The organism is Exiguobacterium sp. s127 (assembly GCF_018618695.1).
GTDB classification, from domain to species: domain Bacteria; phylum Bacillota; class Bacilli; order Exiguobacteriales; family Exiguobacteriaceae; genus Exiguobacterium_A; species Exiguobacterium_A oxidotolerans.
The window spans coordinates 55108-77603 of sequence record NZ_JACSMO010000010.1 but is presented as its reverse complement, the minus strand read 5'-3'; the positions used below and the strand labels follow the sequence as shown (position 1 = coordinate 77603).

Genomic DNA, 22496 nt, shown 5'->3' with positions numbered 1-22496 from the left:
ACGTGCCTCCTCTAACTACAAACAGATTCCGTCTCATCATACGGCAACTGTTTGCGAAAAGGCGATTCCTCTGCCTATATGTTCAAACGAACTCATGATGAGAGGCACCTCTCTGTTCCTTAAACGAGCTGCGTGATCGCCATCAGGTCATCGACGATATACTCGGCCGTCGCGAGCTCCGCTTCCTGTGCAAAATCGAACCGGCAGCCGATCGCCGGCCAGCCGTTTTCTTTCGCTGCCGTAAAGTCCGACTGTCGGTCGCCGACGACGACACCCGACTGTAATCCGTGTTTCGTCCGAATCATCCGGACGAGTTCGGATTTGTTGAGCGAATCGACGTCTTCGATACTATAAACGCCGGTCAGGTAACGGTCTAACGCAAACTGCTCGACGATCGCCGCTAAATATGCCGAAAGTCCGTTACTCGCGACATACAGGTCGTGTCCGGCCACGCGGAGTGTTTGCAATACCGTCACCGCTTTCGGATACAAGGCGCCTTGCCCTGCTTGAATCCTCTCGATCAAGGCCTGTTGAAACCAGTCGTCCATCAGCTTTCGGTCCGCCTCCGGATGGTTCGGCAAGAGCGTCGCCCAGACTTGCGGTAACGGGACACCCATGATCGCTTCGTATGTATCAAGCGGTGTTGCGTCATGCCATTTCCCTGCTTGCCGTAACCGGGTGAACGCCACGTCTAAAGCCGGTCCTAAAATCCGGTGCGTCTGAAATAACGTTCCGTCCATATCAAAGATGATTGCTTGTTTCATCGGTCTCCTCCTCTGCTTGAGCGTTCATATATAACCAGTCGCTCCAGTACATCGTACCCGTGATCCGGTGCGGATTGTCGACCGGGCAGATGAACTCGAGGCTGTTCCCGTCCGGATCATTGAAATGAATCTTCGCGTGCGCGTGGTGCGCCAGTGCCATGACGAATGGTTCCGTCGGTTCGAACCCGAACGCTTTTCGTGGCGTGTAACCGCGCGCCGTCAGCCAATCGACGGCATCCGTCAATGCCTCCAGTTCGACATGAAAGGCGATATGCCGGATGGACGGGTGGTAGTCGAGTTCGACTTGATCCGCGACCTAGAGGCCAAGCCAACTTTCTTCTTTGACAATCCAGAGGAACGCCAACCGGTCGTCGACGATATGATCGAGCGTCAGCCCGAGCCCTTCGTAAAAGGCAATCGATTGTTTTAAATTCCGGACCGGGAGATGGGCTTCGTACAGGCCGTTAATCATCCGTGCCGCCTAACGCGTCGATGTAGCGCGCGGCCGACCGCGCGACCGCACCTGCCGCGTCGGTCTCGACGATGCGGTGAAAGGCATCATACAACTGGTTGAACGAAAGCGGGCTAAGTTGTCTTGCCATCTGCGCTACCGTCGTTGCCGGCAGCGGAATCAGGTTCGGGTAACTGTACATGAAGCTGACCCATGCCCGGTCGGCGACGACACGGACGATATCGCCCGTCAACAGGACACCCCGTCCCGCGTCTCCCTGCGTCCACTCAAGGACCGTCGCTCCGTCAAAATGTCCACCGATCCGGTGCAGGACGAGGTCATCTGCCAGTTCCAGCCGGTCGCCGGACCAGAAAATAATCCGGTCGCTCGGTCGCGTCACCCACTGTTCGTCCGCCTGGTGGATATAAATCGGAACATCAAACGCTTCTGCCCAGTCGACTTGTGTCGCATAGTAGTGCGGATGCGATAAGGCGATTGCGTCGAGTCCCCCCTGTTGGTTGATTTCATCGATCACGGTCTGATCGAGATAAGTAATGCAGTCCCACAACAGCCGTTTTGACCCGGTGACCAGATACGCCGTTTGCCCGATTCCGAATTGTGGTGATGTCACGAGGCTCATCAGACCCGGTTGCTCCGGTGTTACCGTCGTCCGGTAGTTCTTGGACGCGACCATCGCCTCACGCGTCGTCCACGATTGTCCGTCCGGATTGACGTATTGCCGTTCATCACTGCAAATCCGGCAGGTCGTTGGTTGAACCGCCTCCTCATCCGTCTGCACCCCGCAGGTCGTACAAATCCAATAACTCATTTCTTTTCCCCCTTATTTTAACCAGTTACGCGTGCCGCTTCTTACGGGCCACTACGGCACTGATGCCCCCTAACAGGAGTGCTCCGCCGACGAAGCCGAGAAAAACACTCCAGTCGAACTCTCCTTGCATGCTGTACATGATTGTTACTCCAATCAAGGCGCCGATTGTGATCGCGATCAGTCGCGCTGCTAAGGATGACGCGCGGTTCTGTTTGTTCATCTTGGTTGCCTCCCTTTTAGTTAAAACTCGTGTCATAACGTCCGTGGTGGACTCGCCATCGCATTCGCAAGAATCATGTAGATGATGACGTTGACGGGCAGTGGAATAAAGATAAATATCAAGCGGACGGCGAATGACGACAAGCCAAGCTGTTCCGCGAGTCCGCCGCAGACACCCTGGATTGATTTGTCCGTCGCTGATTTCCGTAATGTTCTTGCCATTTCGATGCACTCCTTGCTGAATGTAAATATTCGATTTACCTGAACCTCCAGAAAAAATGGATAACCCGACCATCTGTTACAATAATTAGGTACTTCACCAGTCTACACGTTTTGGTATCGTTTTTCATCTGATTGACAATTTTCACTCTACTAAAAAAAGGAGACACTGGTCTCGGTCGGTACGAAGCATTCATACAACCTGTCGCCTTTTCTTGTCGGGCAGACGGTCCAGGTTGCCCCGGAGTATCTGTATGAACACGAGATCTACTACACGCACTTCATCCAGACGAACGAAAACAAGGTCAGCAGTACGATCTACCGCTATACCCCGGGGTCGAACACGAACGAAGTCATCCAGACGGTCGATCAGACGATTGGCTCATTGACCGGTGTGTCCCATTACCTGTTCTGGGTCGCGTCAGCGCCGGCAGAAGACGGGATTGCCTGAACGATTCATAGCTTCAATCTTAAAAACGGAAAACAGGATCTGCTTGACCGAGGGATCAGCCGCTTCGACGCCTCCATCCCGGTGCTTGACGCTTCATCAACTCGCCTCTCCTGGCTGATCCATGACGCGACCGCGAAGAAGACGACAACGCTGATGAAGTCCTTTGATGTAGCCGCCGATACAATCATCGTCCACGAACAGTACGACCTAACCAAAAGAAAACAGGACGGCATCTTACCGTTTGATTTCCGGTCGGGCGACGCCGGACGCTTGATTCATACCCGCACGTTTAAGGACGGGACTAAAACCTCGCGCCTTGCGAGTGATGACGGCAGGTTCCAACGACCGATTGATGGGTTGATTGATTTCGAGTACGGTGCCGATTACGTCGCAACCGGTGAAGAAGGACACGCTGCTTTTTTACCGCTTGATTCAAAACAACCCGACTTCACTTATGAATTATCCGATCGGCATTCGACCGTCGATGCGTTTCGTTTCTTGTCCCGCGATCGGGTAATCTTCCGTGAAAACACGTCGCAGCTCCTTTATGCCGACTTAACGCGCGGAACCGTCGCCCCGTTGACCGAAATGGAAGACACGACGTCTAAACCGATTTACGTCAACGGGACGATTGCCTATTCCGTTTCGAACGGTCAGGATGTTACGTTTCATGTCATCGACGTCACGCCGTAATCGCTACTCCACCTTGTTCTTTTCTTGAACGGGTGGAGTTTTTCGTCTGCATTGAAACGGTTTAAACTATGCTAAACTGACATATAGACTAAACAACGGAGCGCCGGTTGCGGTCCGTTTTCGAAAGGATGTCCTTACGTTGAAACAAATCCATCACCTCTGTATCCAAACGGCTGATTACGCGGCCTCTAAATCCTTTTATGAAGCTCTCGGGTTCGAACTCGTCCAGGAATCCCCGGACTTTCACACCCGTGCGTTTAACAGTTGGCTCAAGCTCGGCGACTTTTATATCGAACTCCAGACGAACAAAGTTGACGAGACCTTGATGCCTTATACGAAACATACGTCCGGTCCCGTTCATTTTGCTTTATACGTCGACGATTTAGCGGCGGAAGTCGCACGGCTCGAACAACGCGGGGTCACCTTCCTGCCGAAAAACGGCGGAAACATCTACTTCGTCGTCGACGGGTACCTCAGTAAATTAAAAGCACCAGAAGGGACGATTGTCGAACTGCGGGATACATTTGTCATTTCCTGACCGCTCAATCATTGACAGCCTCTCTGTTTTAATTTAAAACAAGATTTATATTTTTTTGGAGGATTTCTAACATGCGCATTCAAATCATCGGTGGATCCGGCACCGGCAAAAGCATGCTCGGCGAGTGGATCGGGCAACAAGAAGGGATACCTTGGATTGATAGCGATCGCTACTTATGGACAGATCAAACGTTCACCAAAAAACGGTCGGTCGACGAACGGTATACCTTATATACGCAGGACATCGAACGCCATCAGCAGTACATTGTTTCTGGTTCCATCTTTTCATGGAATCCATACGGCTTCCCGGACCGCGAGTTGCTTGTGTTTTTAACGTTGGACGAAGAAACACGGATGAATCGGTTAATCAAACGGGAACAGGCACGCTATCCCGATTTTTCAGGGTCAAACGATTTCCTCGATTGGTGCAGGACGTATTTGACGGAGACGGACCCTGCCAAGATTGGGACATTGGCAGAACATCAGCTCCAGATGATCCTTTCAAGGTCACCTGTCATCCGGATCGATGCCGCACAATCGACGGACCAGATGTATCAACAAATCAAAGAGCTGTATCACGAACTGTGTCCGACAACGTAGTGCCGCGCTTTTTTTGATGTAAAATATACGAATCATAAGGAGTGAGAAAAATGGGGCAACACCGGCTGTACACGACAGCGTTCTCAAGCGTCTATCCGCTTTACGTGAAAAAAGCGGAACGGAAAGGTCGGACGAAACAGGAAGTCGATACCATCATCCGTTGGTTGACCGGGCACTCGGAACAACAGCTCGCGCAACTATCGCAAGATGCGACGACCTTCGAAACCTTTTTTGCGGAAGCACCAGACATGCAGGAACGGCGATCACTCATCAAAGGTGTCGTCTGCGGCGTCCGGGTCGAGGACGTGGAGGACGACTTAATGCGCGAGATCCGCTATCTCGACAAACTGATTGACGAACTGGCAAAAGGAAAAGCGCTCGAAAAGATTTTACGGTGACCGTGGGGAATGCCTCATGTTGGCGACTCTCGCTTCCATCTTCGGTGCAACATCCCTTATAACCAACCGCTTCTAAAGAAAAACCGGGCCCCTAAAGAGGAGTCCGGTTTTTCTGAACTGTTAAAAATGCTCATCCAACCAGTTTAAAACGTCTGCAATCATGTCATCTGAGATAGTATGGTTGATGAATGGATATTTGAGGAACGTCAAATCATTTGTAGTTGAGACAGTTTGTTGCACAAAATGCTGTTGTGTCGCAATCGGAATGACCTCATCGTCCTCTCCATGTAACAATAATGTCGGCGTCACCTGCTCTTGCGACAAGGGATCATACTTTCTCAGGCGTTGTTCTTCTGAAGTCGACAACGTCGTTCTTTTGTCACGGCTTCGTAAAAGCTGTTCCGAAAAGAGGAAGGAACCAGACCCGTTGATGTTAATCAATCCTGCGCTTCCCTGTTGTTTAGCCGCTGCACCGCTCGCGATGAATCCTCCCATCGAGACGCCGAGCCAGATGATGTCCCCTCTTGGAACGTTCAGCTGTTTTGCGAGCGTGCTCGATTCTTCAATGCTTTGAAACACCACTTCCCAAAAGTGCTGTTCGACGATGCCTTGATCAAAATACGCACTTAGCGCATTGCGGCTGTCATGCAGAATCAGCTCCGGCACAATGACGGTAAATCCTTTACCGGAAAGCATCCGCGCAAATTCATCATATTTGCTAACACTGGATCCCCACCCGTGGTACAGACAGATCGTTTTACGGTGTTTTTGATGTTCGGCCGGATATGTCCGGATCGACAGAACGGAATCATTTACTGTGTCCATCGGTCTGTCCCCTTTCCCATTTAAATCTGTTAAATGGAATTATCGGTTTTAAATATCTAGTCTCGTAAACCAGATTTATTGTGATACAGAAATAGTGAGATAGGTGAATAGAACAAGGAATATAAACAATCTCAAGCCATCTGCAAAAAGTTCATTCGCATGTTTCTTTAATGCATCCCATTAAAATCGAGTCATTATTTAACTCTTTCATTTGTTTGAAACCACACTTTTCATAACTTGAAATTGCTCGTTTATTCGTTTTTTTAACATCCAATACTATCATTGCAGCATCTTTGTCATCCAAAAGATAATCCACCATCTTTCGAATCATTATCGAACCTATTCCTCTTCCCCATAATTGCGGTTCTCCAATAAATTGATCTATCCCATAAATATCTTGATTGTTTGGAAGTTCATATTTTTTCAAATCAGTTTCCTGAATCTTGTAGTACTGCATATAACCGATTGGTTGATTTTTGTACTCTACAATACAAGGCGTGACATAGTGTTCCCCTTTAATTCTAGGACCATATTTGTTGATCACCCGCTCTAAACTTGAAGGTGGTTCTTCATAGAATTCTAATACCTTCTGATTATTTAACCATTTAACCATTAAATAAAAATCGTTTGTGGTCATCATTCGAATATGTACATTACCGTCCAGCGCCATCATGAATTCTCTCAGTCCTTTTTAAAATTGGAGTACTTAAATTCCACTTCATAATAAAAAATAAATATCTATTATCATCTAATGACGCTCATTCGCAGAATCTGGTCAGAAACCCGTTTCATAACAACACTCCATCCCCGACCGTAAACGCCTTAAACGCAACCGGCGACGACAAACGGATCCAGGTCGACGGTTTTCCGTATTCCATCGAGGCATCGATGAACGCTTCGAGTGTCTCGACCGTCGGCGTGTACAGTTTGACCATGAAATTAAACGTCCCGGCGAGCCGGTGGCACTCGACGACATCCGGATGGTCTTTACAAAACGTGATGAACGCCGCACAGCGTGTCTGCTCGAACATCAAAATCGCCATGATCGTTTTTTCGATCGCGACGGGATTGATGACGGCGCGGTATCCTTCAATCACTCCCCGATCTTCCAACTTCTTGACCCGTTCGTTGACGGCGGGGGTTGAAAGGCCCACCGTTTTGCCGAGTTCCGTCCAGGACATCCGTCCGTCCGCCTGCAACGCCCGGATAATGGCGTAATCAATTTCGTCCAATTTTTTAACCTCCTAATATTATGAAGACATATCTTTAAATTACCATTGATTCTTAGGCGAAGCTACTGAAAAACGAGGAAAACCATCTGTCCGGTCATGCCCTTCTTTCGTACAATTAAGACAGATCAAACGAGACGTGAGGTGAACGACATGCAGGCGACAAATTGCACCCGCTGTGCGGAGACATTTGAAGAAGGTCAGGAAACGTATCATTGTTCGCACAACTGTACATATTGCGCAGATTGTACGAAGACACTCGATTCCATTTGTCAAAATTGCGGGGAAACATTGGTTCAAGTAAGGCAGTAAAATCGATTTTTTCTCTAAAGAAAAAGCCCTCCTGCTTAGGAACGGGCTTTTTTGTCTGCTTCACTGTTGTTCCACATATTCTTTGAAGCGGTCAAGGATCGCCTGCCAGCCCGCTTGTTGCATCTCGGGCGGATTCTCCGACTCCGCTTCAAATGTTTCGACGACGTTCGTTTCGTCCCCATTTGCTTCGAACAAGACCGTCACGTGGCGACCGTCGTCCAGTGTATAGGCTAATTTTTCGTTCACGACGACATCGTCATAAACACCGGAAAAATCAAACCCCATACTGCCGTCTTTTGCTGCCATGTGACTGGAAAAATGACCGCCTGCCTGGACATCATTCGTCGCTTCCGTCGTATGCCAATCGTCCGATGCCGCATTCCATGCCTTGATGTGCTCCGGTTCCGTCCAGTACGTCCAGACTTCGGCGACGGGTCGTCGGATGACGGTCTCGATTTGTAACACTTGCACCTGACTCATATCGATCGCTCCTTTTCCAAATTCGTTCGCTTACCCCATTCTATTTCTCCATGTGCTGCACAATCCCTGCTCGCTTCACTTATTAAGTCCTCCTTTAACTGCCCGCTCAAATGATGCCTGTGTCCGGTACTCGTGATCCAACCAAATCCACCGTTTCGCTGTTCCTTTTTTTAATTGATAAGTATTGTGGTCAAACTGATTGCCGGAACTCGTTTTGAAGAAGTTCGCGACAAACAGGTTATCCCGCCCTGTCGTAAATGCATTATGGTCAATCCGATTATCGCGGACATCATGTTGGACGAGCAGCTGACCGCCTTCCAGCCCTTTCGTGTCATTATCAGTGACCTGATTGTCCGTAATCCGAACCCGTTTCGTGCCACCGCGCTTTTTATCGTATCCGCCGATCGAAATGCCGGTAAACCGGTTTTGTTGGACGAGATTGCCGCGGACCGTAATGTCTTCTGCATACTTCTTCGCATGTTCACTTGTTACTTCAATCCCGATATCATTTCGCTCGACGGTATTGTGTTCGATTGTCAGCTGTTTCCCGCCGTCGACGTAAATCCCCGCCGCATTGTAGTCCTTGCCGTAGACCGGATTGCCGTAACTCGAACTGTCGGAGACGTGATTCCCGGAGATGACTCCATTACGGACATAATCCTCCGAGTTGTTCGTCGCGACTCCCTCATAGCCGATCAAGTCGATGCCGATATTATCGTTACGACGGACGATGTTGTCCGTGACGGAAAACCCGTCGATGTTGCCGTTTAAGACAAGTGCTTCGCTCGCCCCGAGCCGGTTGTCTTCGACACGATTCCCGCGTACGGTGATTTGCTTCAAGCGACCCGTTCCGTAAATCGCGATTCCATGGGCATTGCCGTCTTTCGCATTCGTTTGGATGCGGCGGACCTGATTATCGATCAGTTGAATGTTCCGTCCTGTCCCGGTGATACATATCCCAATCGGTGTCTCATCGTTTCGTGTCGTCTTGATGTCTGCGACAACCAGTCCTTGAATCGTCACGTACTGCCGGTTTTCGATTCGGATGAGCGTCGTCTCCCCGTCCTGTTTCTTCAACGCCTTCCCACTTAAGACGACTTTTTCCGTTTGGTAATTCCGGAAGACGACCGGTGCCTGTTTCGTTCCGCTGTACCGGACTGTCAACGCTTCCGTGTATGTTCCTTGACGCAGATAGACCGTCGTCCCGGCTTTCGCAAGCTGACTCGCCCGTTTCAGTGTTTTGAGCGGTCGTTTCAACGAACCGGAATTCGTATCTTTGCCGGCTGGCGCGACATACATGACTTTTTTGGAAGCGGTCGCCTCTGCCTGTTCCTGGTTCCATGTCGCTAAACAACCGAACAGTCCGAGCGACAGGAAAAGAATAAATCGTTTTTTCACGTAACCCCCCCTTTCCGTGAACACTTTTCTGATTGTAAATAACATCCAATCCTTTTATACTTACTTTATTTACATACGAAGGACGTGAAGTGGATGTTGAAACAAATGCTCGTCTGTTCATTATCGGCACTTTTACTTGCCGGTTGCAGTTCGGAAGAGAACGTTCCGAAAAAAGTCGTCAAACCGATGGATTTGCCGTTGACACTCACACTCGATACGACTAAAACTCCATCAGATTCGGATAAAAATGAGGCTGTTTATATCATGACTGGGAAAACCGACAACCTCCTTTACCTGACCGGAATTGAGTATTTTGCATCCGGCGAACAAAAAAATTGGTTTACCGAAACCATCAAACCCGGTCACTATGATGGGGAAAAACTGACACTCGGGCAAGTGTTCGATACGACAAAAGGCTACCGTTCATACATGTTTGACTTAGATGGTCTCATGCAGGAAAAATCCGAGGAGTCAGATGATTTAAAGAAAGTCATGATGAGTGGCGTCGAGTTTCGTGATACGTCATTTCGCCCATCTGAATACGAGGTGTTGATGTTTGAGAAATCAACCGTTCAGGAGTCGATGGGAACAGACTCAATCGACGCCATCCATTCTCCTGAAGATATCCAACTCAAAAAAGGCGAGCGCGCTTTTACGATTTCTTTATCGACAACTCCTGTCGGCAGTTCGAGTGACGATACATTATGAAAACAGACCTGCCCCTTAAGTCAAAGAGGCAGGTCTGTTGTATTCACTTCCGTTGATGCGGTAAGGGAATCGTCAACGGCTTGAAGTCCGGTCCGAGCAGGATCTTCATTAAAAAAATCAGCTGTCCGGTGTGATAGGCATAATGCGCGAGTTGCCGTTCGATTGCGTCAACGACAAGATGCGGTTCCTCGCGAATCAAAACGGTCCGTTCCAAATCGTCCGGTGTCAGGGACGCGAGCGTCGCTTCGACAAGCCGCCAGCCGTCATCCCACAGTTTCAGTAACGTCGCTTTGTCATGTCCCTGGTCGATGAACTCAGCGTCCCGGTCGCGGTCCGGCTTTTCGCCGTCCGTCGTCAAAAAATCGGTCCAGCGTGACGTCATATTGTTCGTCATATGCTGAATCAACAGGGCGACGCTGTTCGTATCCGGTGCCAGTGTCTGATGAAACTGTTCCTCGTTCAGCCAACCGAGTGCCTGCTCTGCCGGTTCCCGGACCGCGCGGAAGCGTGCTTGAATTGCCGTCAAATACACCTCTTCAAAAGCCATTTCCCTCACTCCTTCTGCTGTTAATCAATCACAAAGTCCACACCTTTTTCTCCATCAATCGGTATCGTCCGTAACGTTTTTAACTGGTCATCCGTGACGATCAATCGTCCTTTTACGGAGAGTGACGTTTTACTTTCCGTGAAATATGACGTCTTCTTATACGGATTCCGGTACAGGTAACGGTAATAGTTACCCTCCTGCCAAAAATCCGGTCGAATCGGTTCAACCCGGAACGCTTGTCCGAACGTCCACTTAACGAGCCGTTGATCGGTATCGTTTTTACCGGTGTTGATGATTTGATAACCGGTCTGTTTGTTAATCATCCGCATCGGTTCCATCGACGAGTAACTAGCACCGTCTAAAACTGAAAATGACTTTTGCTGCGTCGTTCCGTCCGTCTTCAGCTTAATCATCACGCCGTCGGTCGTTGCAAAATACGCGGTGTCTTTCGCGCCGTACAATGCCGTATAGGCATACGGTGCGACATCTTTTCGAATGACGCGTGATTTTCCGGTCGTCTGGTCGAGCAGGACCATTCCGGCCGCCCCTTCTTGATCATCTTCGGTACCGTTGTTGGCGTAAGCAATCGTCTGATCGAGTTCAAGGATTGGTGAATCAACGACCGGCATCAGCCGGTCTTCAATCGGATACCGTTTGTCCGTCCGGACGTTGATCAATTGAATGTTTTCCGACAGCTTTGCAGCGTTTGATGTGACCCAGGCATCTTTCCCGTAATGGGCAATGGATGTGATCGATGTATTCGGCACCTCGTGTTTCTTGAACGTCCCTCGTTTTAAGTCATACGTAAAAAAGTGGTCCGCTTCGATACCGTCCGGGTGATGGATATAAATATGCCGCGGGTCCGTTCCTTTTTGTGAAAATGCCATCCGATACAAATCCGGATCAGCAATCGCCTCCGTCTTTAATGCTGTTCCCGTTTTTGATAATGTCGTCATCAGTGCCGGCTCTTGCGGATCATCCTGTGTTTCTTTAGAACGGTTAATATCGCTTCCATACAGCAGGATAACCTGACCGTCGTTCGGCTTAAACGTCATCGTCGTGACATCTTTTGATATGATCGGGTAAGAACTGGCTTTTGGTTCTTCGGGATGCGCGCCGATATAGAATGCACTCGCACATCCAGCTGCTGCTAGTCCAGCCGTTCCGTAAATCAATCGTTTTTTCCATGATTGCAGCAAAATTATCCACTCATTTCGTTTGTCATTTTCCCCTTCCATTGTAACGCTTTTTTTGTAAAAAAATTCTTTTGATCACATCCTCTGTTACTTATTGACCAAATATTTCATTAAGAAAAGACACTGCCGGATGGACAGTGCCTTGATGTATCCTCAGTTATCTTGCCGTGACCCCACTGTCGACCGGAAGACAGACGCCTTGAGATATGGCTCGCTTCATCCGTCGCGAGGAACAGGACAGCATGCGCGATCTCTTCCGCATTCTCGACATGACCAGGCGGAAACACCTGTTGCATCCCGCGAAACACACTGTTGACGTTATTGAACGTCAACATAGTTTCTTGTTATTTCTCACTAAACAAATAGAGAGTGCACGGTGCTAGCCGTGTCACTCTCCTATACTTTATGAAATTTGTTCAGCCGATTGATTCGCTCCGTTATTGACTTTCTTTTGACCGACGAATACAAATGCTGCCAAGACGAGTACAAGTAGCCCGCTGAAGACTGGAATAAGTTTCTTTTTCCAGTAACCAATCAATAAGCCGATGGCTGCTACCACTTCAATTGTTCCAACAAAATACATGAACCCTGTTCCATAGCCGTACACGTTTTCAAACGAGTCGACCATTGTCGGATCTGCACTCAGTTTCATAAATCCAAATAATAAAAAGCCAACTACTAACACCCCTTGAATAATTCGTACACTCCACTTCATTTTTACAACCACCTGTTTTTTCTGTCTCTTACTCTCTTATCATAAAGTCCTGTTTGTGAACTGAGAAGTAGGCACATTAATGTGGTTAAGTATCTAAAAGGATACTACGCATAATCAGCAGGCACTGACGAGCCAAGGCTGTCTCAGTTTTTAACCCGATAATAAAAAGAACAATAGACAAAATTTTCAAATAATTTTATAGTTGAGTTACCTTATTTTGTAAAAGGAGCGTTCGAATGGATATTTCCGTTAATCACCTCTCCCATGCGTTTCAATTAGCCGGGAGTCCATTACTCGTCTTAAACGACCTCACGTGCCAGTTCTCAGCCACCGAAGTGACGGCAATCGTCGGTGCCTCGGGTTCCGGCAAGTCGACCTTTCTCAGTATGATCGGTTCACTCGACCGTCCGACGTCCGGACAAATCGAATACGACGGCCAAGACATCAGCCGTTGGAAAAATCGCCGCCTCTCCGCCTTCCGGGCACAGGAAATCGGCTTCGTCTTTCAACAATTTCACCTTCTGCCTGCGTTGACGGTCAAAGAAAACGTGCTCGTCCCGCTCTTAAAACAAAAAACGGACTTCAATAAAGAAGAGCGGATTGCCCAGATCCTCGAGAAAGTCGGCTTACTTGAAAAACAACACGCGTTACCGGCCCAACTGTCCGGGGGTCAACAGCAACGGGTCGCAATCGCACGGGCGCTGATCAGTCGCCCGCGCTGGATCCTTGCCGATGAACCGACCGGAAATCTTGATTCCGTCACCGGCGAGACAATTTTTCAATTGTTGCTTGACCTGCACAGGGAAGAGCAGTGCGGCATTTTGTTCGTCACCCATGACCTGGCACTTGCTGAACGGGCGGACCGGATTCTGTTCATGCAGGACGGACAAATCATTGAAGATCGTCGTAAGAAGACCATCCAAAGCGGGTAAACGAGACATCACAGCTCTTCTTATCGGCCTTTACCAAATGCTCCACGGCTCACCTCGCTACTCATTACAACATCAAGGAGGATCCAGATGCTACGTTTCGTTTTGAACCACTGGCGCCGGCAACGCTTTAAATTCATCTTGACGCTTGTCGGTGCCCTGATTATCAGTGCCGGACTCAGTTTGATGTTCAACCTGACCGATTCAAGTCAAGGAACGGTCGAACAGACATTACAGAAAAAATGGTCGTCCGCTTACGACATCGTCGTCCGACCGAAAGGCAGCCAGATGGCGACCGAAGCGAGTGACCTGCTTGAGCCGAACTATTTGAACGGCATCAACGGCGGGATTTCCTTTCAACAGTATGAGGACATCAAACAGATGAAGGAAGTTGATATTGCCGCACCGATTGCTGTGATGGGGTACGCGAATTCGAGTGTTTCTTACAAAAAAGCGTTAAAGTTTCCGACAAAGCCAGGCATATATCGTTTGACGACGACGAATTACATTCAAAATGGTTTTACGAAAGAACAGCAATCGCAAGAAATCATCCATATTGCACAAGGCACAAAAGTCCCTGTTCCTCAAAATGCCTCCTTTACGACGAATCCAGTTGAATATTTTCAAGATGCCAACGCAAGAAATCCTGCCCTTGTCGTCGCCATCGATCCGGTCGAAGAAGCGCGACTGGTCGGACTGGATGAAAGTGTCAGTTCGAAAAATAAATCGCGTTATTTCTCTAACCTTGATCACCATAAACCTGGAAACAACCCGGGTGAACATATCATTCCCGTCCTCATTAATCCGAATTCCTTTAATCAGGGCAATTATGAATACACGATTGAACGATTGGATGCTCCTTTTGTAACGGAACAAGATCAACAAAAGCTGATTGATGAATTGATTAAAAAACAACCAAAACGTTCCATTACTAACTCTGCCCTTACTACGTATTCTGCTAAAGTCATTCAACATCTCACAATCCCGATGTCTAAAGTAGAAAAAACGTATTTACAACAATTGATAGAAAAAACGAACGCTACTGCCTTAGGCACGGATGAGTTAGAGGGGGCACAATTGCTCTACACATCAGGTCCGCTCCAGTTCAAAACAATCAACAGTCCTTATCCAACCCGTTGGACTACGGCTTATGAGATAAATTCCGCTCCCATCCAAATTAAAAATTGGACATATGGGAAAAATTATTTCCCTGAGCATGGATTCCGGTCACTTGAATCGAGTGGTCGAAAAATAAACAAGCCAAAGCCAGGTGAAGTAGACACTGCGTTCCCATACTTATCATTTAATGTCGTCGGTTTATATGATCCGAACAAAATCAACGTCTCAAAAGATCCACTCAACGAATTACCGATGGAAACATATCGTCCGTCGTCAGCTGATCTCGTCCTTGACGCCGAAGGAAAACCGATCAATCCGGCTAAACCGATTGATACGTCAGGAAACCCGGTCGGTCTATTGACCAGTTCACCAAATATCCTGACGACGCTTGACAGCGCCTTAGCAGTTAACGGGAAACAAGCGATTTCATCCATTCGTTTAAAAGTCAAAGGAGCAGCGACCGTCAGCGAACAGTCGGAACAACTGCTGCAAGACGTGAAGAAACAAATTGAACAAGAGACCGGTCTCGTCGCGACGATCACGAAAGGCTCCTCCCCGCAACCGGTCGTGACGAAAGTCGTTGATGACGGGAAGACACTCGGCTGGATTGAACAGCCGTGGATCCACATCGGTGCCGCGATGACGATTTTCCGTGAGACGAGCGTCGGCTTCTCCGGTGTCATCTTCGCGATGCTTGCCGTCGCCATCGTGTATGTCCTCGCGACGAGCTACGTCTCGATGCTTGCCCGCCGGAAAGAGTTCGCTGTCTTGCTCGCACTCGGCTGGCGGACGAAAGATCTTTACCGGATCGTCATGATTGAAGCCGTACTGCTCGCAGGCTTCGTCTCGCTCGTCGCCCTGCTCGTCGAAAGTATTTTCTCGTATGTCCGCAATGAAACGATGAACGTACTGAGTCTCGTCTTGATCGCCGGATTCAGCTTACTCATCTACCTGACCGGTGCTGCCTGGTCCGCCTGGACGATTCGTCAGATTTCGCCGTACGAAGCGATCAAGACCGGTGAATACGCCGCATCCTCACACATCAAACTGGGTCTGCGTTCGACCTTTACACTGGCGTTAAAGGAAATCTTCGGTAAATGGAAACGTAATGCGTTGTCGATTCTGTCGATTGCGTTACCGACAGCGCTGTTGACGTTCTTCCTGTTCGTGACGTTCCACTTGCAAGGTGTCCTCTATACGTCCTGGCTCGGCCAGTTCGTCGCGCTTCAAGTCGGCCCGATGCATTACGTGACGATGGGCGTCGCGATCACGATCGCCATCTTGACGACCGGTGAAATCATGTGGCAAAACGTCACCGACCGCCGCGCCTCCCTCGCCATCCTCAAAGCTGTCGGTTGGACGAATCGTTCGATCCGCCAATTGATTCTGCTCGAAGGGATGCTGATCGGATTCGTCGCAGGGCTGGTCGGTCTCAGCATTTCCTATCTGACGATTTACGTCCTGTATGATTTAGTCCCGTGGGACGAACCGCTCTTGATCGGTGTCTCGCTTGCTTTGCCAATCCTGTTCGGGACAATCGCTTCACTGCTGCCGGCGCAAATCGCGGCACGGGTCAATCCGTATCAAGAGTTGAAAGATGCAGGCTAACCGCATCCATACACGAAACAGGCATGATGGCTCGCGGCCATCATGCCTGTTTCGTGATTCATTGCTTTGGAATCGGCAACGTCTCTGTCAGTCCGAGTTCAATCACTTTATTTTTCTTTAAGCGGTACAACATGTATTGATCCTGCTTGTATGCCTTCAGCTTGACGGCGATTTGGTGGCGCCGCTCCTTACTTTCGTCCGTATCGGCATATGCCGGACGGACCTCGACGATTTGTGCTTTTCCATATTGTTTTTGGACATATTGCGTCACTTTTGCTTGAACCATTTTTTCATAAGCGACGTCCGGTCCCCGGTTGAGGACGACATAGCCGACGCAACCAATCAGTGTCAGTAAAAAGAATGCTAAGATGGACTTTTTCACAATGTTCCTCCTCGGCCAAGCGATTCGTCTTTCCTGTGAAACGTACTTCTTATCGCAAATAGTTGACCGTTCACTTCTTTCTATTTATACACAATCGCTTCGTTTCCTTCTTCCGCATCGATTTAAGTGATTAAATGATGGATGCGATCATTTACGGAGTTTCAAGACGGGTGAATTTTCTTTTAACCGGAAGTCATAATCCGCGGCATTGACATATAACGGATCTGTATACAGTGACGTCGCATCACTGACTTGTTTATTAAATGCAGCAAACGACAAGGCGTCCTCTTCCCAAATCCAGTCACTCGTCTTGCCGGGCTCTTTTTCATAGACGTTGCGTGCGAACTGATTCGTCGAACCGCTCGACACGTAATTGGCGATCATGATGCGTGACGGACCCGCCGTCACAGTATTTTCCTCGAAGCGTGTCGTTTCCACATAGTGCTGGACCAACAGTTGTCCGCCGTCTTCGCCCTTCGTATCGTTCCGGTAAAGGACATTTTGTTGAATCACCGTCTGTCGTGTCCCGCCCCGCTTGCTGTCGTAGCCGCCAATCGCGATGCCCGTGTAGTTGTTTTCATACACTGTATTCCCGACGACATTAATCTGTTCAGCATATTTTCCGTGATGCTCGGATGTCACTTCGATTCCGATATCACTTCGATAGACGGTATTGTTGATGATGTCGATATTTTTCCCGCCGTCGACGTATATCCCGCCGGCAGCATACGCGTTCCCGTAAGCCGGGTTCCCGTAGGACGAGATGTCGTGGACGATATTGCCGGTGACGATTCCGTCCCGAACGTAATCTGTTCCGCTCGTCGCGACGCCCTCGTGCCCGATCAAATCGATTCCGATGTTATCATTTCGGCTGACCCGGTTCTCTTTGACAGTGAAACGTCGGATGTCCCCGTTTAAAACAATTGATTCACTCGAACCGAGCCGGCAATCTTCGACACGATTTTTTGTAAGCGTGATGTCATGCATCGGTTCTGTCCCGTAGACGGCAATCCCGTGCCCGTTTCCGTCTTTCGATGACGTTTCGATCCGGCGGACGGTGTTTTGCTCGAGCGTCACGTCGTGGCTCGGTCCCGTCAGGTAAATGCCGATGATCGTTTCATCGGCACGCTTCGTTTTGATGTCCTCGATGATGAAGCCGCGAATCGTCACGTAGGCCTTCCCGTCCATCGTGATGAGCGCCGTTGTTCCATCTTGCGACTTGAGTTTTTTCCCGCTTAAGATGACTTCATCATTCCGGTACGGTCGAAAGACGACCGGTTTCGCCTTCGTCCCGCTGTTTTTGACGACGAGCGGTTCCGTGTAGACGCCAGCATGGACATATACGGTCGTCCCTGGTTTCGCTAACGCAGCTGCCTGTTTTAGCGTCCGGACCGGGTTTTTCCGGGATCCGTCTTGTACATCGTCACCGTCCAGTGCGACATGAATTTCATTCGCCTTGAGACTCGGATTGATCCAGACGGTATAAAGAAAAGCCCCTCCTAGCAAGAGAAACAAGAGGAGGATGTAACGATTTTTCACAAGCTTCACGTCCTTTAAAAAACGATCTGACGTGCAATCGTTTCGTCTCTTCTTTTCATTATACTTGATTTTCAGAACGGTCTCCTAAAAAAAATCAGAAGCCGCTTCCTCGCTCCTGACGAATCGTTTAGATAATGGTCGTGAATTTTTTCGAAGTTTGATTCAAGGTCTCGGCCGCATGACTGACTGTATCAAACCGGCTTAACGTCTCTTCCATGACGCGGACGCTTGACGAGGCATCTTCGTTCGCCCGTGTAATCCCGGTTTCAATCCGGCTTAATTCCTTGTTCATGTCATCGGTCGTCGTTCGGACGTTGACGACGGCGAGTTCGACGAGTTTCGAAAGGTTTCTGACTTCCATCGCAACGACGTTAAATCCACTCCCGTGTTCACCCGCGCGCGCTGCTTCAATCGAGGCGTTCAAAGACAACAAGTTCGTTTGGGCGGCAATCTCTTTAATCGTCCCCGCGATTTTTGTGATTTCCGACGATTGTGCCTGTAAGTTCGCTAACGTCTGCAAATTGTTTTTGGCATCCGTCGCCATTTTTTCAATCGTTCGCTTCAATTCTTCACTTTCCTGCTTTCCTTGAAGCGAACGCTCATCGAGATGTGTCGCAATTTCTTCGAAGGATGTCGCATATTCTGCAATCGTTTCCTGTCGCGCCGTAATGTCTGACGCAATCTTGACGACGCCGACGACCTGATCATTTTCGTAAATCGGCATATACGTCGCTTCGAGCCAAATCGCATTGCCCCGCGAATCAATCCGCTTGATTTTGTCGGCGGCACTGAAACCGCTTAGTAACTTATTCCAAAGTTCCTGGTAAGCAGGGCTGTTGACGAATTCCGGTGGACAAAACAGATGATGGTGCATCCCAATCATTTCGTCGCGTCGGTATTTCATCGTCTTCGCGAACAGATCATTGACGTCGACGACACGGCGTTGTACGTCAAACCGGATCATGGCGACATTTGTTTTTAAGGCTTCCAGGACATGGGTGGATGAGAGTGTTTTTTCGTTTGAAAGAAATGTAGTCAAGTGGGTGGTCTCCTTAGCTTAAATCTTCTCCCGTGTACAACCGTCTGTTTTATACATGGAGAAGTTTTTTAATAATGTACATAATGGAATGATTGACAATTAATTCTAAATATTAATAGTAAGAATTAAAGATAAATGGTAAAAAAAAGATTTGGGTCATTTTTACGTAAAATTCTTTATCCTCATATACTATACGTATTAAGTAATTATATCCTGATTTATCAGGTTTTAAACTTTTTTCCGAATTAAATCATGATTTAAATTTAAGAGACGTTTTGTAAGCAGAGTTACAGCCTTTCTGCTACAGATGGTGTAAGGTAATAAGTAGATTTAACATTAAGGAGGAATAGAATACAATGAGTACATTTCAACTAGGTACACATATTCCATCATTTACGCTCCCTTCTACAACAGGTGAAGATTATCACTATCCTTCATCGAAAAAACAAGACAACAATTGGCAGCTAATCATCTTCTTTAGAGGGGCATGGTGTCCTGTTTGTGTCGCAGATTTAAAGGAACTTGAAGAAAATAAAGGCTTTTTTGATAAACATGGCGTCGATCTCATTACGATTGCGACGGATCAATTAAAAAATTTGTCGGAAATGACTTCAAAAGAGCAACTGTCCTTCCCTGTGCTCTCCGATGAAGAGCTGAAGGTCCTTAAAGACTTTGACGTCTATTACCACGGTGAAGATTCACCTTATGAGGATCATGGATTACATGGTGAGCCGGCTTATTTCCTTGTTGATGAAACAGGATCTCTTCTTTATCAGCAACGGCAAACTAGCCCGTTTGGTCGTCCTACTGCTACTGAACTTCGTAAAATCATTACGTATATTAAGAAGAACTTAAAATGATAAAAAAATAAATAGGTGAACGCTTATTTCATTCACTCCAATGAAGAATGTATCCAACAAAAACCAGGCTGCCCTTACACGGATAAAATACTGTGTAAGGGCAGCCTGATTAACTTGTTGATTTCTAAAACTCCTACTAGCTGGACTCCGAAATTAAACTCACGTTCATCCTCCCCCTAAGGAGTGGACTTTCTCGTTCACAAATCCTGTAATGTGTGAAACTAACCGACATTAAAGTCTGAATATTCAGTCAATTATTCACGTTATTATCTTGAAAGACTCCAGTTATATTCATCGAACTTCCACATCACTCATGATGAATTCAAATGTTCCCATACAATTGCGGGGAGCTTGTCCCTGCGGAATAATGAAATGATCTCCCGCTTGAACCGGTACATTCTCAATCTCTCCGTGCCCGTTTAAAATTGTGATCGTACGGAAACGTTCAAGTGGCTTAAGGACAAACCCGTCTTTTACTTTGACGTGATATACGTTGAATTCCGGAACTTTAATAAGCGTCGTGATCTCTGCGTTTGTCACTTGCTTCGTCTCTGTTCGTCCGTAAAACGTAACATCGGGTGTTGTAATGACATTAAACGCTTGTTCAAGGTGCAAAACTCTTTTTTCTCCAACATCATCAATACGGTCGAAATCATACAGCCGGTAGGTCGTATCAGAAGATTGTTGTGTCTCGAGAACCACAATGCCTTTTCCAATCGCATGGATCGTTCCGCTCGGTACAAAAATAAAATCGCCCGCTTTGACACGTTGTGTCCGCAACAAGGTACTCCATTCAGCTTGTTCGATTGACTCTCGCAACGCTTCTTTCGTTCGGGCAGTATGACCTAAAATGATTTCCGCATCTTTTTCTGCTTCGATGACATACCAGCATTCCGTTTTTCCGTATGCTTCACCCTCCAGCTCAAAAGCTTGTTCATCACTCGGATGGACCTGAACCGACAGATCTTTTTCTGCATCTAGAATCTTCACTAATAGTGGGAATTCCGCTAATGTGTAGTCGCCGAACAATTCCCGTTCCTCAGACCATAACCGTTCTATTGAGTAGCCGGCATAGTGTCCTGTTTCAATGATGCTCATTCCATTGGGATGACCCGAAATCCCCCAACATTCGCCGATTGGACCGTCAGGAATTTCATAGTTAAAACGTGAGGCGAGCTTTCGTCCCCCCCAAAGCCGTTCTTGAAATACAGGTGTACATTTTAAAATCATTTTCGGCTTCATCCTTTCATCTCATCGTCATCCATAGTGCATATAGATTGGCCGCCGTGTACTTCAGAGTGTCATATGCTTTTTTAGGCTGCATCATCTCCTCTAGCGCGACCGGTTGTTGTGTGATCGAAAACGCAGCTGTGATCCCTGCTGTCCTTATGTGTTCAATCGGTGCGTCGACACTTCCGCCTAATAAAATAACGGGGATGCCGAACCGGTGTCCGAATTGCCCGATTGCTTGCGGCAATTTCCCTTGAAACGTCTGTCCGTCAATTTTTCCTTCACCTGAAAAAATAAACGCATAGTCCGCTATTTGCGCCATGACCCCTGTTTCCTCCAAAATCAGTTCAGCACCGCGTTTTAATTCAGCCTGTAAGAGCGACGAACAAGCACCTCCTAATCCACCTGCGGCACCTGCTCCTTGAATAGACTGAACATCTATTCCAGTATGTTCCGTAATTACTTTTGCTACATGGATGAGACGATCATTCAGCTCGACAACATCACGCTCGGATGCCCCTTTTTGGGGACCGTATACATATGCAGCTCCAGTTGGACCGTAGAAAACATTATCGACATCACAAATGATTGTGAATTGACAATCTTCGAGAGCAGGGTGAACCCGTGTCTCATCGATGGACGCCAAAGAAGTAAGTTCTTGCATCTCTGTAATTTCTGTCCCGTCCTGTGCCAGAAATCGGTACCCCAATGCCTGAAGCATGCCGACCCCTGCATCAGTCGTCGCCGAACCGCCGAGTCCTAAGTAAATCCGCCGTGCTCCTGACGACAGGGCATCTGTAATTAATTGTCCGACCCCGAACGATGTCGCAGTTAGCGGATTCCGTTCTTCCTTTTTCAGTTGTGGTAATCCACAAGCAGATGCGACTTCGATCACGGCACGTTTTGTCTTTTTGTTATGACCATATACGGCTTCAGTCGGACGGCCGTTTGCATCATGCACAGTAACTTTCCGTCTCGTTAAATTAAAGGGGCCAGTCAAGGCAGCGACCGTTCCTTCGCCGCCATCTGCCACCTCGATCGATTGTATGGATTGATTCGGATTGATTTGACGAATTCCTTCCATGACCGCCCCGTTTGCCTGAGCTGAACTTAAACTTCCTTTAAAAGAGTCCATTGCGACTAAAATGGTTTGTCGTTCTTGCATTCGTCAGCCCTCCTGTCGTTTTACAGACCTTCAAATCAGACCATGGTCTGACGA

Annotated in this window: 29 protein-coding genes; 9 read left to right on the top strand and 20 right to left on the bottom strand. The window is 48.1% G+C overall.

Features of this window, described 5'->3' with window-relative positions; all coding sequences use genetic code 11:
• Positions 1-119: 119 nt before the first annotated feature.
• The 6 genes from KNP98_RS12765 to KNP98_RS12745 form a co-directional block, all read right to left on the bottom strand.
• Entirely contained in the window at positions 120-764 is a 645-nt protein-coding gene (locus tag KNP98_RS12765) for an HAD family hydrolase (protein ID WP_214811645.1), read from the bottom strand.
• A complete protein-coding gene (locus KNP98_RS16090) occupies positions 742-1008 on the bottom strand; it encodes a VOC family protein (protein ID WP_251135182.1) in 267 nt (88 codons plus the stop codon). The genes KNP98_RS12765 and KNP98_RS16090 overlap by 23 nt, the downstream gene beginning before the upstream one ends.
• Positions 1009-1080: 72 nt before the next feature.
• Positions 1081-1236 (bottom strand): hypothetical protein, encoded by a 156-nt coding sequence (locus tag KNP98_RS16085; protein ID WP_251135181.1) that lies wholly within the window; start codon positions 1234-1236, stop codon positions 1081-1083.
• The gene (locus KNP98_RS12755) at positions 1229-2044 is read right to left on the bottom strand and encodes an MBL fold metallo-hydrolase (protein ID WP_214811643.1); all 816 of its coding nucleotides are present in this window, start codon (positions 2042-2044) and stop codon (positions 1229-1231) included. The genes KNP98_RS16085 and KNP98_RS12755 overlap by 8 nt, the downstream gene beginning before the upstream one ends.
• Before the next feature lie 25 nt (positions 2045-2069).
• The gene (locus KNP98_RS12750) at positions 2070-2264 is read right to left on the bottom strand and encodes a hypothetical protein (RefSeq protein ID WP_214811640.1); all 195 of its coding nucleotides are present in this window, start codon (positions 2262-2264) and stop codon (positions 2070-2072) included.
• Between the two features lie 32 nt (positions 2265-2296).
• Positions 2297-2485 carry a PspC domain-containing protein gene (locus KNP98_RS12745; RefSeq protein WP_088837104.1) on the bottom strand — a complete coding sequence of 63 codons (189 nt, stop codon included), beginning with the start codon at positions 2483-2485 and terminating at the stop codon, positions 2297-2299.
• 601 nt (positions 2486-3086) lie between these two features.
• On the opposite strand from KNP98_RS12745, the gene KNP98_RS12740 reads away from it, so the two are divergent.
• The 4 genes from KNP98_RS12740 (at position 3087) to KNP98_RS12725 (ending at position 5161) form a co-directional block, all read left to right on the top strand.
• Positions 3087-3626 carry a hypothetical protein gene (locus KNP98_RS12740; RefSeq protein WP_214811638.1) on the top strand — a complete coding sequence of 180 codons (540 nt, stop codon included), beginning with the start codon at positions 3087-3089 and terminating at the stop codon, positions 3624-3626.
• A 139-nt stretch (positions 3627-3765) separates the two neighbouring features.
• Positions 3766-4164, top strand: coding sequence for a VOC family protein (locus KNP98_RS12735; RefSeq protein WP_214766048.1), 399 nt, complete (start codon positions 3766-3768; stop codon positions 4162-4164).
• Positions 4165-4235: 71 nt separating this feature from the next.
• Entirely contained in the window at positions 4236-4763 is a 528-nt protein-coding gene (locus KNP98_RS12730) for a P-loop NTPase family protein (RefSeq protein WP_214766046.1), read from the top strand.
• 50 nt (positions 4764-4813) lie between these two features.
• Complete coding sequence (locus KNP98_RS12725; RefSeq protein ID WP_214811636.1) at positions 4814-5161, top strand: DUF2200 domain-containing protein; 348 nt, start codon at positions 4814-4816, stop codon at positions 5159-5161.
• Between the two features lie 120 nt (positions 5162-5281).
• On the opposite strand, the gene KNP98_RS12720 is transcribed toward KNP98_RS12725, so the two are convergent.
• The 3 genes from KNP98_RS12720 to KNP98_RS12710 form a co-directional block, all read right to left on the bottom strand.
• Complete coding sequence (locus KNP98_RS12720) at positions 5282-5986, bottom strand: alpha/beta hydrolase (RefSeq protein ID WP_214811634.1); 705 nt, start codon at positions 5984-5986, stop codon at positions 5282-5284.
• 151 nt (positions 5987-6137) lie between these two features.
• Positions 6138-6659, bottom strand: coding sequence for a GNAT family N-acetyltransferase (locus tag KNP98_RS12715; protein WP_251132164.1), 522 nt, complete (start codon positions 6657-6659; stop codon positions 6138-6140).
• Between the two features lie 115 nt (positions 6660-6774).
• On the bottom strand, positions 6775-7218 hold the full coding sequence (locus KNP98_RS12710) for an Lrp/AsnC family transcriptional regulator (protein ID WP_214766041.1): 444 nt from the start codon (positions 7216-7218) through the stop codon (positions 6775-6777).
• A 96-nt stretch (positions 7219-7314) separates the two neighbouring features.
• Here KNP98_RS12710 and KNP98_RS16275 point away from each other — a divergent pair, with 96 nt between their 5' ends.
• Positions 7315-7527: a DUF1272 domain-containing protein gene (locus tag KNP98_RS16275; protein WP_353048414.1), complete on the top strand. Its 213-nt coding sequence runs from the start codon at positions 7315-7317 to the stop codon at positions 7525-7527.
• Positions 7528-7587: 60 nt separating this feature from the next.
• Here KNP98_RS16275 and KNP98_RS12700 read toward each other — a convergent pair whose 3' ends face one another.
• Together KNP98_RS12700 and KNP98_RS12695 are read right to left on the bottom strand one after the other, a co-directional pair.
• Positions 7588-8007, bottom strand: coding sequence for an SRPBCC domain-containing protein (locus tag KNP98_RS12700; protein WP_214811632.1), 420 nt, complete (start codon positions 8005-8007; stop codon positions 7588-7590).
• 75 nt (positions 8008-8082) lie between these two features.
• A complete protein-coding gene (locus KNP98_RS12695) occupies positions 8083-9405 on the bottom strand; it encodes a right-handed parallel beta-helix repeat-containing protein (protein ID WP_214811630.1) in 1323 nt (440 codons plus the stop codon).
• A gap of 93 nt (positions 9406-9498) precedes the next feature.
• Here KNP98_RS12695 and KNP98_RS12690 point away from each other — a divergent pair, with 93 nt between their 5' ends.
• Positions 9499-10113 carry a hypothetical protein gene (locus KNP98_RS12690; protein WP_214811627.1) on the top strand — a complete coding sequence of 205 codons (615 nt, stop codon included), beginning with the start codon at positions 9499-9501 and terminating at the stop codon, positions 10111-10113.
• Between the two features lie 43 nt (positions 10114-10156).
• Here the strand turns inward: KNP98_RS12690 and KNP98_RS12685 are convergent, their stop codons facing one another.
• The 4 genes from KNP98_RS12685 to KNP98_RS12670 form a co-directional block, all read right to left on the bottom strand.
• Complete coding sequence (locus KNP98_RS12685; RefSeq protein WP_214808198.1) at positions 10157-10660, bottom strand: DUF1572 family protein; 504 nt, start codon at positions 10658-10660, stop codon at positions 10157-10159.
• 20 nt (positions 10661-10680) lie between these two features.
• A complete protein-coding gene (locus tag KNP98_RS12680; RefSeq protein ID WP_214811625.1) occupies positions 10681-11859 on the bottom strand; it encodes a hypothetical protein in 1179 nt (392 codons plus the stop codon).
• 107 nt (positions 11860-11966) lie between these two features.
• A complete protein-coding gene (locus KNP98_RS12675; RefSeq protein ID WP_214811622.1) occupies positions 11967-12191 on the bottom strand; it encodes a hypothetical protein in 225 nt (74 codons plus the stop codon).
• A gap of 68 nt (positions 12192-12259) precedes the next feature.
• Complete coding sequence (locus KNP98_RS12670) at positions 12260-12571, bottom strand: DoxX family protein (RefSeq protein WP_088837087.1); 312 nt, start codon at positions 12569-12571, stop codon at positions 12260-12262.
• 236 nt (positions 12572-12807) lie between these two features.
• Here KNP98_RS12670 and KNP98_RS12665 point away from each other — a divergent pair, with 236 nt between their 5' ends.
• Both KNP98_RS12665 and KNP98_RS12660 read left to right on the top strand, forming a co-directional pair.
• A complete protein-coding gene (locus tag KNP98_RS12665) occupies positions 12808-13503 on the top strand; it encodes an ABC transporter ATP-binding protein (protein WP_088837086.1) in 696 nt (231 codons plus the stop codon).
• An 87-nt stretch (positions 13504-13590) separates the two neighbouring features.
• Positions 13591-16227, top strand: a complete 2637-nt coding sequence (locus tag KNP98_RS12660; RefSeq protein WP_214811619.1) for an ABC transporter permease — start codon at positions 13591-13593, stop codon at positions 16225-16227.
• Between the two features lie 58 nt (positions 16228-16285).
• On the opposite strand, the gene KNP98_RS12655 is transcribed toward KNP98_RS12660, so the two are convergent.
• The 3 genes from KNP98_RS12655 to KNP98_RS12645 form a co-directional block, all read right to left on the bottom strand.
• On the bottom strand, positions 16286-16609 hold the full coding sequence (locus KNP98_RS12655; protein ID WP_088837084.1) for a hypothetical protein: 324 nt from the start codon (positions 16607-16609) through the stop codon (positions 16286-16288).
• A gap of 147 nt (positions 16610-16756) precedes the next feature.
• Positions 16757-18148: a DUF1565 domain-containing protein gene (locus KNP98_RS12650; RefSeq protein WP_214766019.1), complete on the bottom strand. Its 1392-nt coding sequence runs from the start codon at positions 18146-18148 to the stop codon at positions 16757-16759.
• 127 nt (positions 18149-18275) lie between these two features.
• Positions 18276-19187, bottom strand: coding sequence for a methyl-accepting chemotaxis protein (locus KNP98_RS12645; protein ID WP_214803580.1), 912 nt, complete (start codon positions 19185-19187; stop codon positions 18276-18278).
• Between the two features lie 356 nt (positions 19188-19543).
• On the opposite strand from KNP98_RS12645, the gene KNP98_RS12640 reads away from it, so the two are divergent.
• On the top strand, positions 19544-20047 hold the full coding sequence (locus KNP98_RS12640) for a peroxiredoxin family protein (RefSeq protein ID WP_214769222.1): 504 nt from the start codon (positions 19544-19546) through the stop codon (positions 20045-20047).
• 291 nt (positions 20048-20338) lie between these two features.
• Here the strand turns inward: KNP98_RS12640 and manA are convergent, their stop codons facing one another.
• Complete coding sequence (manA, locus tag KNP98_RS12635; protein ID WP_214766015.1) at positions 20339-21277, bottom strand: mannose-6-phosphate isomerase, class I; 939 nt, start codon at positions 21275-21277, stop codon at positions 20339-20341.
• Positions 21278-21293: 16 nt separating this feature from the next.
• Positions 21294-22442, bottom strand: coding sequence for a glycerate kinase (locus tag KNP98_RS12630; protein ID WP_214766013.1), 1149 nt, complete (start codon positions 22440-22442; stop codon positions 21294-21296).
• Positions 22443-22496 lie beyond the last annotated feature (54 nt).